This is a genomic window from Corynebacterium durum (genome assembly GCF_030408675.1).
Taxonomy (GTDB): Bacteria; Actinomycetota; Actinomycetes; order Mycobacteriales; family Mycobacteriaceae; genus Corynebacterium; species Corynebacterium durum.
The window spans coordinates 258,102-271,569 of sequence record NZ_CP047200.1; the positions used below are offsets into that span (position 1 = coordinate 258,102).

General features: G+C 60.2%; 16 protein-coding genes. 12 read left to right on the forward strand and 4 right to left on the reverse strand.

Annotation, left to right across the window (positions count from 1 at the left end; all coding sequences use genetic code 11):
• The first annotated feature begins 32 nt into the window (after window positions 1-32).
• The gene (locus tag CDUR_RS01135; protein WP_051033924.1) at window positions 33-1,232 is read left to right on the forward strand and encodes a MarP family serine protease; all 1,200 of its coding nucleotides are present in this window, start codon (window positions 33-35) and stop codon (window positions 1,230-1,232) included.
• On the opposite strand, the gene CDUR_RS01140 is transcribed toward CDUR_RS01135, so the two are convergent.
• Together CDUR_RS01140 and CDUR_RS01145 are read right to left on the reverse strand one after the other, a co-directional pair.
• A complete protein-coding gene (locus CDUR_RS01140; protein ID WP_273111954.1) occupies window positions 1,229-2,017 on the reverse strand; it encodes an alpha/beta fold hydrolase in 789 nt (262 codons plus the stop codon). The two genes, CDUR_RS01135 and CDUR_RS01140, sit on opposite strands and share 4 nt — an antisense overlap.
• 57 nt (window positions 2,018-2,074) lie before the next feature.
• A complete protein-coding gene (locus CDUR_RS01145; protein ID WP_006062729.1) occupies window positions 2,075-2,581 on the reverse strand; it encodes a phage holin family protein in 507 nt (168 codons plus the stop codon).
• Between the two features lie 99 nt (window positions 2,582-2,680).
• Between CDUR_RS01145 and CDUR_RS01150 the strand changes: the two genes are divergently transcribed.
• Window positions 2,681-3,310: a hypothetical protein gene (locus CDUR_RS01150; RefSeq protein ID WP_179418673.1), complete on the forward strand. Its 630-nt coding sequence runs from the start codon at window positions 2,681-2,683 to the stop codon at window positions 3,308-3,310.
• Here the strand turns inward: CDUR_RS01150 and CDUR_RS01155 are convergent.
• Window positions 3,307-4,110 carry an HAD family hydrolase gene (locus tag CDUR_RS01155; RefSeq protein ID WP_290208009.1) on the reverse strand — a complete coding sequence of 268 codons (804 nt, stop codon included), beginning with the start codon at window positions 4,108-4,110 and terminating at the stop codon, window positions 3,307-3,309. The genes CDUR_RS01150 and CDUR_RS01155 overlap by 4 nt on opposite strands.
• Before the next feature lie 377 nt (window positions 4,111-4,487).
• On the opposite strand from CDUR_RS01155, the gene CDUR_RS01160 reads away from it, so the two are divergent.
• The 9 genes from CDUR_RS01160 (at window position 4,488) to CDUR_RS01200 (ending at window position 11,023) form a co-directional block, all read left to right on the forward strand.
• A complete protein-coding gene (locus CDUR_RS01160) occupies window positions 4,488-5,441 on the forward strand; it encodes a quinone oxidoreductase family protein (protein WP_179418674.1) in 954 nt (317 codons plus the stop codon).
• 117 nt (window positions 5,442-5,558) lie between these two features.
• Entirely contained in the window at window positions 5,559-6,578 is a 1,020-nt protein-coding gene (gene ssd, locus CDUR_RS01165; protein ID WP_179418675.1) for a septum site-determining protein Ssd, read from the forward strand.
• Window positions 6,571-7,689, forward strand: coding sequence for a TadA family conjugal transfer-associated ATPase (locus CDUR_RS01170; protein ID WP_179419166.1), 1,119 nt, complete (start codon window positions 6,571-6,573; stop codon window positions 7,687-7,689). Before ssd ends, CDUR_RS01170 begins: the two co-directional genes overlap by 8 nt.
• Complete coding sequence (locus tag CDUR_RS01175) at window positions 7,686-8,441, forward strand: type II secretion system F family protein (protein ID WP_290208010.1); 756 nt, start codon at window positions 7,686-7,688, stop codon at window positions 8,439-8,441. Before CDUR_RS01170 ends, CDUR_RS01175 begins: the two co-directional genes overlap by 4 nt.
• Window positions 8,438-8,971 carry a type II secretion system F family protein gene (locus tag CDUR_RS01180; RefSeq protein WP_179418676.1) on the forward strand — a complete coding sequence of 178 codons (534 nt, stop codon included), beginning with the start codon at window positions 8,438-8,440 and terminating at the stop codon, window positions 8,969-8,971. The genes CDUR_RS01175 and CDUR_RS01180 overlap by 4 nt, the downstream gene beginning before the upstream one ends.
• Before the next feature lie 11 nt (window positions 8,972-8,982).
• Entirely contained in the window at window positions 8,983-9,159 is a 177-nt protein-coding gene (locus CDUR_RS01185) for a DUF4244 domain-containing protein (protein ID WP_006062737.1), read from the forward strand.
• Entirely contained in the window at window positions 9,160-9,447 is a 288-nt protein-coding gene (locus tag CDUR_RS01190) for a hypothetical protein (protein ID WP_179418677.1), read from the forward strand.
• On the forward strand, window positions 9,444-9,737 hold the full coding sequence (locus CDUR_RS01195; protein ID WP_179418678.1) for an Rv3654c family TadE-like protein: 294 nt from the start codon (window positions 9,444-9,446) through the stop codon (window positions 9,735-9,737). The genes CDUR_RS01190 and CDUR_RS01195 overlap by 4 nt, the downstream gene beginning before the upstream one ends.
• A gap of 122 nt (window positions 9,738-9,859) precedes the next feature.
• A complete protein-coding gene (locus CDUR_RS01200; RefSeq protein ID WP_179418679.1) occupies window positions 9,860-11,023 on the forward strand; it encodes an HNH endonuclease signature motif containing protein in 1,164 nt (387 codons plus the stop codon).
• On the opposite strand, the gene CDUR_RS01205 is transcribed toward CDUR_RS01200, so the two are convergent.
• Window positions 11,007-13,100, reverse strand: a complete 2,094-nt coding sequence (locus tag CDUR_RS01205; RefSeq protein ID WP_179418680.1) for a DEAD/DEAH box helicase — start codon at window positions 13,098-13,100, stop codon at window positions 11,007-11,009. The two genes, CDUR_RS01200 and CDUR_RS01205, sit on opposite strands and share 17 nt — an antisense overlap.
• 132 nt (window positions 13,101-13,232) lie before the next feature.
• Here CDUR_RS01205 and CDUR_RS01210 point away from each other — a divergent pair, with 132 nt between their 5' ends.
• Complete coding sequence (locus tag CDUR_RS01210) at window positions 13,233-13,436, forward strand: cold-shock protein (protein ID WP_006062742.1); 204 nt, start codon at window positions 13,233-13,235, stop codon at window positions 13,434-13,436.
• The last annotated feature ends 32 nt before the right edge of the window (window positions 13,437-13,468 follow it).

Below are 13,468 nucleotides of genomic sequence, written 5' to 3' on the forward strand. Positions count from 1 at the left end.
CAGAATAGCTACCACGACACACGAGGAACATAGTGACCCACAACCCAGGCGTTTTGACCGACGGCCTGCTCGTCATCGCACTTCTACTCGCCCTGTGGGGCGGCTGGCGGCAAGGGGCGTTCGCCTCCGTGCTCAGTACCATCGGTGTGGTCTTTGGACTCATCTGCGGTGCTGGATTGGCCCCCAAAATCATGGGACTTACCGACAGTACAGCCCTCCGTTTCCTTCTGGGACTGGGCACAGTGGTACTGCTGGTGGGTATGGGTAACCTTGTTGGTGGTCTGCTGGGGGCCGGGGTGCGGGACAACATGCGGCTCAAAAGCGCCCAGCGCATCGACTCGACCATCGGGGCAGTGTTCCAGGCTCTAGCCACCCTCATCGTTGCGTGGCTTGTGGCCATCCCGCTGGCCACTGGCGGGACGTCCGCCGTTGCCCAAGGTGTGCGGCAATCCCACATTCTGGGGTTCGTGGATAACTTCACCCCCAGCTTCATGGGGCAATTGCCTGCGAAAATCTCGGCCATGCTCAACGAAAGTGGGTTGCCACCGCTCATTTCGCCGTTTGAAGACCACGTCACCCGTGAAGTCGAAGCACCCGCCATCAAAGTGGACAACGTTGCCCTAGTGGAACAACTGCGGCCGTCCGTCATCCACATCCTTGGCGACGCCCAGCAGTGCCGCCGCCGCCTCATGGGGTCCGGCTTTGTGGCGGCTCCCGACATGGTGATCACCAACGCCCACGTCGTCGCAGGTACTGACACCGTGCACCTTGACACGGCGCTCGGCGTTAAAGAAGCGAGCGTGGTGTTTTACGACCCGGCCGAAGACATCGCGGTTCTCCGCAGTCCTGGTCTAGACCTCCCCGCGCTTCCCTGGGCGCCCGAGGTAGCGTCCTCCGGCGATGATGCCATCGTCATGGGATTCCCCGCTTCCGGTCCCTTTGAGGCTGCTCCCGCCAGGGTCCGCGACAAGATCACCATCAACGGACCAAACATCTACGCCAGCGGGCGTGTGGACCGCGAGGCGTACACCGTGCGCGGCTCCATTCGCCAAGGCAATTCCGGCGGCCCGATGGTGGACGTCAATGGCAACGTTCTTGGTGTGGTGTTTGGTGCCGCTACCGACAACACGGACACCGGATACGTCCTCACTGCAGCCGACGTGCAGGGCAAGATTGGGGACATCACTAAGCTTGTTGACCCCGTGAATACCCAAAACTGTGTGGCCCGCTAGCCCACAAAGGTCAGTAGCGAGGCCACAAAATCCTCGGGTTTTTCCACGTGAGGCAGCGTTTTTGTCTCGGGAATATGGCTGACTGACACTGACTCTCCGCGGACGCGCCGGGCGGCGAACTCCAGGAAATGCGGGCAGAGCATACCATCGCCATGAATCACAAGTGTTGGACGGGTGATGTGGTCTCTGTGCCATTTCAGCGGCAAACGTGCGGATCGGAGTCGGGCGTTTCTGCGCATGGCATCATCAACATGGGCAATGTCGGCACCTTTGGTGCGCAGGTCGGCAGCTTGGGCAAACAATTCCGTGTGGTGGAAACTGGGGTGGGTGAGGCTGCGGAGCCTGTGAGTGGGGGTGCGGAAGGGGCGGGCGTCGAGAAGTAACAGCCAGGGGCGCGTGCGCTGGAGTTGCCGATAGTCGGAGGGGTCGGCGGCACACATACTAGTGAGCGACAAAGTGTGCTCAGGGTAGTTTGCGGCGAGTGTCCACGCGACGGCACCCCCGGACCCACAGCCAACGATGTGGGCGCGCTTGTGACCTAGAGACTGGATGACTCCTGCGACATCCCCCACGGCATAGCGGATGCCATAGCCTGATGGGGGTTTGTCGGACATGCCGAATCCCCGCATGTCCAATGCCGCAACGTGGAACCCAGCCGCCGCGAGCGGGGAAATGGAGTGAATGTAATCAAACCAGCCCCCGGTGTGGTCGTGGAGGAGGAGAATCAGGGGGTCTGTGGGGTCGCCAGCAGTGGCGGCGTGGAGCCGGACACCACGGGTATGCACGAACTCGTGACTAAAAGGGCCTTCTACAGCAACTTCAGAGGGGGAGAGGGAACCCAATTAGCTATACATCCCACCGTCGGGGGCATCAATGGCTTTAGATCCCTTGCCGGGGATGAGTTGGCGCAGCTCCGTGACTGATTCGATGGTCTCTTTAGGCATGCCGATCTTCTTGACCTTTCTCCAGCCGAACAGGGCGAACAAGCCTGCAAGAACCAGCATGATGATGAACACAATGAGGAACGCAGCCCAGCGCTGCAACCAGATGTTCAGCACCTCCGCGACGAAGAAGAAAAAGAAGAATGAGCTATACAGCGCAATAATGCCAGCCACACCGAACAGGCCGCCGCCCCAGACACCCTTTTTCACTTCCGTGGCGATCTCCGCCTTGGCCAACTCCACTTCGGCGCGGACCAGGCTGGACATTTGGGCGGTGGCATCGCTGACCAGGTCGCCAATGGACCCGTTTTCTGCGGTGTACGCATCCGAATCTGTTAAGGGGATGGAATTCGCGCGCGGAGCGTAGGGGTCAGATCCATCAGTGAATAGTCCGTTTGTGTTGCTCACGGTGCGTAATCCTCCAAAATCAGCGAATTGAATCTATAGCCAATCGTGCCACGATTTTCAGTGTTATGTGAACTTATCACTCAAGAGTATCCTCGGTTCATGTCTTTTGCGCACCCCCTTGACGCTTTGGCCACTGTGGCAGGGGTAGCGGATGCGGAGCAGCGCGCGTCAGCTGCGATTGCCGCTGTGCATCGACGCCCCGTGAATCTGCGCCGCTCGGAGATCACAAGCTCCGAATCGGCGGTCCGGGGTGCTCGCCTGTCCGCTCTCCTCAGCGGGGGTAGTGAGGATGCGGAGGTCAGCGCCTACAGTCTCCTCGCGCCCGCCCAGCTGCAAGCCACTGCCCGCACCTTCCAACGCGCGCCGTTGCAGGTGCTCGCGCGTCTCGATGCCCTCCTTGGTGGCTCCGGTACCCCACTCTCCGGTGCCTCACGCTTATCGACGCTCGCGCAACTCATTGTTGGTCCCGCCCATCCCCGTGCCGGGCTACTTCCGGTTTTTGTGCACATGGAACTTGAAGCCGGTGAATTTTTTGGCCCCCGCAGCGGCAGTATTGCGCGTGTGGCGTCCCGGGTGACGGCTGTGATGACGGGTTTTGATCCGCGAGGGTTGGCCGTCCCTGAAACGTACCTACACCGCCACCAGGACGATCCTAAAGATCCGGTTTTCCTGCTGCGCGCCTGGGAAACTGGGGCTGAAGAGGCCGAGGGGATAGCGCGTGCTGTTTAAGCTGGACCGGGCTTTCCTCGGCGGGCAAGCCACCACCCGCCAACGGTGACGGCGGCAATGCCCGCGACCACGCCTGCGCCAATGCCCATGTCCCGAGTTTGAAACAGGGGTTCTGGGTTTTTGAAGCTGCGAATGTCCCACCCCCGTGCCAATGCCTCCTTCTTGAGAGCACGATCGGGATTGACAGCTACGGCATGTCCCACGGCTTCCAGCATGGGCAGGTCTGTGGCGGAGTCCGAGTAGGCGAAGCTTTTACTGAGGTCATAGTTCCGTTCCTTGGCTAACGCATTAATGGCCTCAGCCTTTGCAGGACCTTTGCAGTAAAACAGCACCTCGCCGGTGTATTTTCCGTCTTCTATGCCGAGCTGGCTACCCACCGTGCGGTCCACACCGAGTTCCCGGGCGATGGGTTCTACCAGGTCCGTGGCGGAGGCGGAAATAATGATCACTTCGTGGCCCTGTTCGTGGTGGGCTTTGATCAGATCGCGGGCCTCCGCGTAGATGGTGGGAGTCACCACGTTGTGAAGGGTTTCCTCGCCAATGGTGCGGACCTGCTCGACATCCCACCCGGCGACCATGGTGGCTAGCTGGTCGCGTGTTGAATCCATCTGATCACTGGTGTGCCCGGCGAACATATACATTGCTTTGGCCATGCTGAGCTGTAGCGCCTCTACAGGCGTGATGAGTCCGTTGTTCATGAACTCCCGGCCGAAGGCAAATGCCGAGGAAGTGGCGATAATTGTCTTGTCCAGATCAAAAAACGCCGCGACGCGGGAGGCTGACTGATCTGCTTTCTTCACAGCGCCCAGTCTAGCGACACCCAGACAAAACGTGTGGTAGAAGTCGGAGTTGCGCTACTTAAAATCGTGTGCCATAATGGATTTCGCAAGGCCCCGATATACAGTGTGGCCTGCCCCGGTTCACCCCCCCCGAAACCGGGTGATGACGGTCCGCGCCACACCCCCCCGAGACGCGGACCGTCCTTTTATGCAGGGAGCAGGTGGGGAAAAGTATTATCTAGCAGGGATAACGCGCTCTTGCCTTCTTTACTTTAAAGGTTGAACGCCGTTAGTGCAACAGGTTTGCATAAAGTATTTTCATCTCCAGATTCACTTGACCAGTCTGTCCTTTATGTCAGTATGCTGTCCTATGTAAGCCTACTGATATAGGAGGAAATGTGTACGCCTACACAGTGAATAATGGTGGCCTGCAGTATGTGCAGAAACCAGAACCGACACCGGAACCTGGGCAGGTAAGCATCACGGTTCATACCGCTGGACTGGGGCTTATTGATGCCCTCTGGACTATTGGGGCCATGCCCTCGAACCCGGACTTTGTTCCCGGCCTGGAGGTTTCAGGCACTGTCCGTGCTCTTGGCGAGGGCGTGAATCACCTCGCCGAAGGGCAGCTGGTCGCCGCAATCCTTCCAGCTGCCGGGGGCTTCGCCGAGGTTGTGTGCACCCCAGCAACACTGGTCGCCCCCATCCCTCAGAAGCTGGATCATGACCTCGCGGCGGTGGTGCCCATCAACACTGTGACCGCGCACCTCGCCTTGACGACGGTCGCGCGCCTCGCCGAAAGCGAATCGCTGTTGGTCAACGCTGGGGTTGGGGGATTGGGCTCGCAGTTCCAGCAGGTGGCCCGGGCTTTGGGTGCGGGACCGTGTGACGCGGTCGTCGGCACCCCGGAAAAACAAGCCTTGGCACTCGAATGCGGGTACCGAACCGCTTACCTGCGGAGTGAATTGCGCGACATCCCCGACGGCACCTACGACATTGTTGTTGATCCCGTGGGCGGCGACGCCACCACCCAGGGCTTTCGTGTGCTCCGCAGTGGCGGTCGCCTGGTCAGAGTGGGTAATGCCTCGCAGGCACCGGATGTGGAGATCGGCACGCTGGCACTCTGGCTGGAAAACAAAACTGCAGCCGGGTTCAACGTTGGTGCCTGGCTAGCCGAACACCCTGCAGACGGCACGGATTCCCTGGCATGGTCGCTGGAGGCAGTGGCGCGTGGCGATGTTCGAGTGGATCTCACCGCCGTGGGTGGACACGAGCAGTTGCCGCAGTTCCTGGAAGCCCTAGAGCGTGGAGAAACTACGGGGAAGCTGGCTGTTCGTTTCGTGTCGCCATAGCTCAAAAATTGCTGGCTTGTAGAACGTTATCCACAAGCATTGCTTCCTAGACGAGTTATCCACAACCTGCATGTATGACTATTGCCGGGCACGCCCCAGCAAGCGCAGCATGAAGGCATGTCAGGTGTACAGCAAGAAGCCATCGTGGTTGCCGTCGAGGATCCAGTTCTGCATCCAGAAGCCATGCACGTTGCAGCAGCCACGGGGCGGCCGGTGGTGGAAACGTGTGTGCCTGCGGAGGTTGTGCGGGCGTCAAGAAACGCCTCAGCCGTGCTTGTCGACGCCGCCACCGCCGCCGTATTCACCCACGAACGCCGTGACCGCGTGTTCTTCCTGGGGCTGGACCCGGGGCCTGTGGATTGGCGACGCGCCATGGAATGCCATGCCGAGCACGCGTTTCTCTTGCCCGCGCAGGCACCGGAACTGCTCGCAATGCTGGGGCGTCACAACCGGGCGCGCGGCACAGCTCGCACCATCGGAGTCATGGGCGTGTGCGGTGGTGCCGGAACCAGCGTCCTTGCCGCCAGCATCGCCCTGACCGGTGCACCCGCCCTGCTGATCGATGCCGTGCCCTACGGCGGTGCCGACCTCCTGCTGGGAATTGAAAACACGCCCGGCGCGCGGTGGCAGGACCTGAACCTCGGTGACGGTTTCGTCGGGGCATCGGATCTGTGGCAGGCGCTGCCGCACACCAAAAGCGAGGTGGCCGTGCTGACCAGCGCGCGTACCACCATGGCTGATGGCTTTTCGCTCGACCCGGCGCGGGTCAGTTCCGCTGTGGAATGTGCGCAAACAGGCGACAATCTTGTGGTGGTGGATACCTGCGACGCGGCTGTTCTGGGTTTATGTGATCTGGTGGCGCTGGTCATTCCTGCTGAGGTTCGGGCCGTAGCGGCGGCCACCACCCTGGCGGCACAACTGAAAGCTCAGCGTATCCACCCGATCGGGGTGCTGAGGCATCGGGGATGGTCGGGCATGGACGCGGACGAGGTGGAACGCGTGGTGCAGCTGCCCATCGTGGGGGAGGTAGCTCATGTGCCGCGGCTGGCTAAAACCGTGGAAACTCAAGGATTGCGCAGTATTCCTCGGCCGCTGACCAAGGTGGCGCTGGATGTGATGGATGAGCTCAATGTATGAGGCGCTGGTGGAGAAAGTGCAGCGCAGGCTGGCGGAACGCCCCGGCGCTGCGGCCGCTGATATTGCGCAGTTGGTGCGGGAAGAGGCGGGGGTGATCAGCGATGTTGACGTGCTGGGGGTGCTACGTAAACTGCGCAACGATTCGACGGGGGCTGGGATTTTGGAGCAAGTGCTGGCAATAGAGGGGGTGACGGACGTGGTGGTCAACGGGCCGGACAGTATTTGGTTTGATCGGGGGCAAGGTCTGCAGAAGGCGGGCTTGCGTTTCGATTCGGATGATGAGGTCCGCCAGCTGGCTACCCGGCTCGCTGTAGCGTGTGGCAGGCGTTTGGATGATGCGCAGCCCTTTGCCGATGGTCGTCTCCGCCGGGATGACGACAGCAGCATTCGTGTTCACGCCCTGCTCAGCCCGCCAGCGGATGGTGGTACCTGCTTGTCTCTGCGTGTGCTTCGCCAGGCAGTGACCACGCTTGATGGCCTAGTGGATCGCGGCACCATGCCCTCCGATATTGCTGACACTCTCACGGGGATTGTGGAATCCAAGAAAGCCTTCCTGGTGGTGGGCGGCACTGGCAGCGGGAAAACCACGTTGTTGGGTGCCATGCTGGCTGCCATTGGGCACAACGAACGCATCATCTGCATCGAAGACACCCCTGAGCTGCACCCGCCCCACCCGCATGTGGTGAACCTGGTCTCCCGCACTAACAATGTGGAAGGTCAGGGTCAGATCACCATGTCGGACCTGTTGAAACAGGCTCTGCGTATGCGGCCTGACCGCATCATTGTCGGTGAGATACGTGGGGCGGAAGTGGTGGACCTGCTCGCCGCGCTCAACACTGGGCACGAAGGTGGTGCCGGCACCATCCACGCCAATTCCTTGATGGAAATCCCGGCGCGCATGGAAGCCCTGGCTGCTCTCGGTGGGCTGGATCGTGCGGCACTGCATTCCCAGCTCAGCGCAGCCATCCGCGTGGTGCTAGCCATGCGACGCACCCCGCACGGACGTATTTTGCATCAGATTGGGGTACTGGAAGGAAACCCGGTACGCACCCGTGTGTTGTGGCAATCCGACCTTGGGCCACAACCGGGTTTCGAGGAGCTTGCGTCATGACTTCACTGTTGCTGTGCGCGGGCGCGTTGCTTGTGCCCGATGCCGCGCCGCTGCATCGCATTACGGAGCGAAAAAACTGGAAGAAAACACCAGCGCTTGCCGTGTTGCTGTTGGTCCTGTTGAAAGGGCCGGTGAGCCTGATCCTCAGTGCGATGCTGGTGGTCGGGACTATCGTCTGGGCGATCCGCACCGCGCGCCAGCGCGCCCGAGCCACAGCGATACGTTCGCACACCAGCACGTTCTTGGGGTTCGTGATTGGAGACCTGCGCGCCGGGAACGGCATGCCGCACGCGTTGGGGGTGGCGGTTGATTCGCTCAGCTCTGATGCGCCTTCGGAGCTTCGTGACGCCGTGCGAGTCGCCGCCGCTCGGTCCGCTGGAGGTGGCGATGGTCCCAATGTTCTTATCAGTTCCTCCTGCCCCGACCTGGTCCGTGTGGGGCAACTCTGGAAGCTAGCAGCACGGCACGGTATTCCGCTGGTGGCGCTGTGCGAAAATGCCCAAAGGCGTATCGACGCCCAGCTCACCCACGCTGCTGCGACGCGTGCTGCGCTGCAGGGGCCTAAGGCCACAGCGATGGTGTTGAGCATTCTTCCGGTTGTGGGGATTGGCATGGGTGGACTGTTGGGGGCGGATCCGCTGCACTTCCTACTCGGGGGCGGCACTGGGGGAGTCCTCCTGGTGGCGGGTACCGGATTGACCACAGCTGGTTTTGTCTGGTCGCAACGAATCATGGGGAAGGCGACATCATGATGCTGCTAGCTTTAGCCTGTCTCGTGCTGGCTACGACGGTGGGGGTGGCACCGTCGATGCGGATTGAGCGGAAGGCGTCGATACGCGTGCGTGACGGCCCCACAGACATCCTGGCCATTGCGGCTGATATTGAGTTGTTCGCTGCCTGCATTCACTCGGGACTCAGCACTGCGCACGCCGCTACGGCGGTGGCAAGCGTCAGTGAGAACGAGCAATGGCGCAGCGTACAGGCCCTTCTTGCCATCGGGGTGGGTGCTGGGCGGGCGTGGGAACCCATGCGCGGCATCGAAGGGTTGGGGGAACTCGCCGCACTGGCCACCATGTCTGAACGTTCCGGGGGCGCGTTATCGACGGGGTGCGAACGCATTGTGGACAAACTTCGTAACGACACCGCGCACGCGGCCACCGCCGCAGCCGAACGGGCAGGCGTACTCATTGCCCTGCCCCTTGCAGTGTGCTATCTACCTGCATTTTTCATCCTGGGACTGGCACCAACGGTGATCAGCCTCGGGGCAACCATGTTGAACTAAAGGAGTAAAAAATGTTGCAGCAACTTCAGCAATTTCATAGCGATGATCGCGGAATGAGCACCATCGAATACGCGCTGGGCAGCCTCGCCGCAGCGGCGCTCGCCGGGGCGTTGTACCTGGTGGTCAGCGGCGGCGGAATCAGCGAAGCCCTGCAGGGCATCATCACGGATGCGTTGAGCCGACGTTAAATGAACGACACAGGATCCGTCACCATTGAAGCCGCCCTAGCGCTCAGCTCATTGGTGCTGGTGGGGGCACTCATGGTGAGTGGATTAGTGACCCTGGCGGACTACATCGCCGCTGTTGACGCCGCCGGTGCAGCCGCCAGGGCGCACGCCATTGGCACCGAGTACACACCGCCACGGGGAACCGTCGATATTGCTCACGATGGCGAGCTGGTGCGGGCAGTGGCGAAAGTCCCCAGCCCGCTAGGCACCATGGAGGCCGAGGCTGTGTACCCGGCTGAGAAACCATGAGCAGCATCACCACCGCAGGGATTGTCGCTGCGCTGGTGAGTGTGTTTCTCACCATTGCGTGGCTGGGTGGCATGGTGGTGGACAAGCACCGCGCTCAAACTGCCAGCGACCTCGCTGCCGTGGCTGGTGCCTACGCCGCTTACTACGGGCGGGATGCATGTTCGGCTGCTGATCGGGTGGCTGTTGTGAATGGCGCGTCGGTCGTTGAATGTTCCGTTGACGGGCTGGATGTGACCATACGGGCACGGTCCGGTGGGCAGGAGGCCGTAGCGAAGGCTGGGCCGGTATAGGGCGGAGCGCTTGTGGAGCGGCGTAAAGTTTATCGAAAATTTTTCCTATTTTTGGTTGCTACAGGCGATGAGGTTTGGTAGAGTAGGTGCTAGGAAAGAATTTTTGGTATCTCGGGGAAAATATGACTGAAACAACAGCATATTACACGTGTTGCGATCCTGCTGATCCGTGCGCGTGTATGTCCATGCGCACCAACTACAACTTCCTCTGCGACTGGTTGGCGCTGTTCCCAGATGGTTTGGAGGAAGTGGATGAGGATTCCTTTATCCGCTGCCTTGTTGTGGGAACGGGGCTAGGGTGCGGGGTTATTCGCACAAACCTCTATATCGCAGATCAGCTCAAACGCATGCCTCGCTTGTGCGAATTTGCCTTAACTATGCGACACCTTGACCGTGCCCGCTTGGTGGCAATCGAACATGCCTGTGTCTCTGTGAAAGACGAACTCCTTCCGCTTGTTGAGGAAGAGATAATCCGTCTGCTCACCCCCACCAAGCCTCGGCAAATGCTCATCACCGCACGCACCATCACCGAAAAGATCAAGGAGATTATCACCCAGATAGATCCACCTGCAGCGGAACGCTCCGCCTACGAATCCGAGGAACAACTCGATATGTCGCATCAGCCCGATGGCATATCAACCCTCACCTGTACATTCCGCGCCGATGAAGGCCATGAGGTGCACACGATCCTGAAATCCGTGGCGGCCAGGGAACACTGCACTCAAGCTCAAGCGCTACTACAGTTAATCCGCCAGCAAACCACAGCCACTGTCGTGCTGAACCTCTATGCGCCACAAGACAAACACCAGCCCGTCAACTTCGGCGGCACCCATACTCTTGATGCCACTGCTGCTGCAGAATGGCTTGACCGGGTGACGCGCACTCGTGACATTGACTGCTACGCCAACGCGCACACCCCTGCCTACCGCATCCCCGAAGCAATGAAAGCCTTTGTGAAAGGCCGCGACGGTGGCTGCCGCTTCCCAGGCTGTGGCGCACGCGCCGAGGTGTGCGACATCGACCACGTTGTTCCCTATGACCAAGGTGGAGCCACCGCGCCAGCCAACCTCCAATGCCTGTGTCGCCGCTGCCATAACCTCAAAACCGACGGCATGGTAACCGCCACTATCACCAAGGACGCCACCGTCGCCTGGACCATGCCCGACGGCAGTACCGTGACAACCATGCCCCAAGGACCAGTGGCACCCACCATCAAGCACCGTGACAGCCGCTGGGCAGTAAGCATCGCGGGACGTCGCAAACGACGAATCAACCGAGCCGCTTAATCACATCCCCCAGAAGTTCCAGTGCCCCGGCCTTATCTAACGGCTCGTTACCATTACCGCATTTCGGGGACTGCACACAGGAAGGACACCCAGACTCACACTCACACAAACGAATCGTCTCGTATGTTGCGGTCATCCACTCCTTGAACCGCCGGAAACCGCAGTCGACAAACCCTGCGCCGCCCTGCCCGTCGTAGATAAATATTGTCGGCATGCCCTCATACACTGTGGACAACCCGCCCAGATCCCAGCGGTCACATGTGGCGAAGAGCGGAAGCAGCCCAATCGCCGCATGCTCTGCCGCGTGCAGCGCGCCGGGACTGCCGTGTGCCGTGAACACTACCGCGCGTGTTTTCAGCACCTGCGGCGGCATGTCGAGGGGAATAATCTCTGAATCCCGCGTGTAGCCGATGACTTGCTCAGTAACTTCGACATCAACGTTGGATACCCAATCACTCACCTCGTCCAGGATGCGGATGTTTTTGGTGGTGCGGGCATAGGTAGTCCACTCGGGCTCTTCTGGGTGGGCGAGGGCGAGGTCGTCATCAAGGGAATCAATGACAAACGATTCGCCTTGGTGCAGGTAAACCGCACCCGGATGCGTCTGCGTCATAGCTCTCGCCCGGTCAATGGTTCCCAACAGTCTGCCATCGGTGGAATCCACAATGGAAACCTCCGAACCGCCTCGAAGCGTTGCTGGTGCCTCCATGGCGTACCACCGTTTTCGGTGGCGCATGAGTTTTTCCGCAACAAGTTCTTCCACAACCTTTTCTGCATGAAATTCTGCAATGTCTTCATCCGTGAGAGGAATTTCTACCGCTGCAGCCAGCATGTGTGTGCGCAGAACAAAAGGATTAGTCGGGTCGAATACGTGCTGCTCAAGCGGGCGGTCAAGAAGGGCTTCCGGGTGGTGCACCAGATACGTGTCCAGTGGATCATCCCGAGCAATAAACGCAGCCAGGGCGCCCTGACCACGGCGCCCAGCACGGCCTGCTTGCTGCCAAAACGATGCGACAGTGCCGGGATAGCCAGAAATTATCACCGTATCTAGCCCTCCCACATCAATGCCCAATTCCAAAGCATTCGTAGAGGCGACACCAAGGAGCTCCCCACTATCGAGCATGCGCTCCAGTTTGCGGCGATCCTCCGCAAGATAGCCGGAGCGATACGAGGCGACGAGATGAGATAGGTCAATGCGACCCATCATCGCTAGTTCTTCCGCACAGCGCAGCGCCACTATTTCTGCCTGCCGCCGAGAGCGCACAAACCCCAAGGTCCGGGCACCTTCTGCGATGGAAGTGGCCATGAAGCCAGCGGCGTCGGCAACCGCAGATTTATCAGGCTGCCACAGCATGATGGTGCGGGCGCCGGCGGGGGAGGCGTCGTCAGTGACGGCGGTGACGGGAAGGCCGAGAAGTCGGGAAGCATGAGCGGCGGGATCCGCGGAGGTGGCGGAGGCGAAGAAAAAGGTTGGGTGCGAGCCGTAATGCGCGGCAATGCGACGCAGACGGCGTAATACTAAGGCCACGTGCGCGCCGAAAACGCCTCGGTAGGCATGGCATTCATCAACGACCACGTACGTAAGGTGGCGGAATAACCGTTGCCACTGCTTGTGGTTCAGAAGAATCGTGTGCAGCATGTCGGGATTGGTGAACACCCAGCGCGCGGCATCACGGATGTGGCGGCGGGCGTCGATAGGTGTGTCGCCGTCGTAAGGCGCGGCCTGAACATCGTGGCGAATGGAAGTGAGCTGGTCCGAACCCAGGGCCTTCGTGGGCGTGATGTACAGCGCGCAGGCGGTGGGGTCGTTCAGCAACGTCGTAATCACCGGCAGCTGGTACGCCAGCGACTTGCCCGAGGAGGTACCCGTGGCCAACACCACATGTTCGCCGTTCCACGCGCGCTGCGCAGCCTCCGCCTGGTGCTCATAGAGCTTATCGACGTCGCGGACCACTGCCCACTCGGGCCACTCAGCGTAGCGGGCAGGGCGCGCCGGGAGAGTCACCATGTGAGTGCAGGTGCCCTGGTGGCGTTCGGTGATCAGAGAGGCGATTTCTTCGCCAAAAAAGCGGTTCATTTCTGTGAATAATCTGTGAAATTGGGATAGGACTATCGCTGTGTCGCCAAAACGTGACACACTAGGTCTTGGTTGATTATCAACCCAATACTCTAAGCGGAGTGTTCGATAGCAAGAAAAGGTTTTAAAAGTATGGCACAGGGAACTGTGAAGTGGTTCAACGCTGAGAAGGGCTTCGGCTTCATCGCGCCAGCCGACGGCTCCGACGACGTTTTCGTCCACTACTCCGAGATCCAGGGCAGTGGTTTCCGCACCTTGGTGGAAAATCAGCAAGTTGAGTTTGAGATCGGTGAAGGTGCCAAAGGGCTGCAGGCAGAGAAGGTTCGCGCCCTCTAAGAGACACACCCCCAGACACTGGGGGTGTTTTT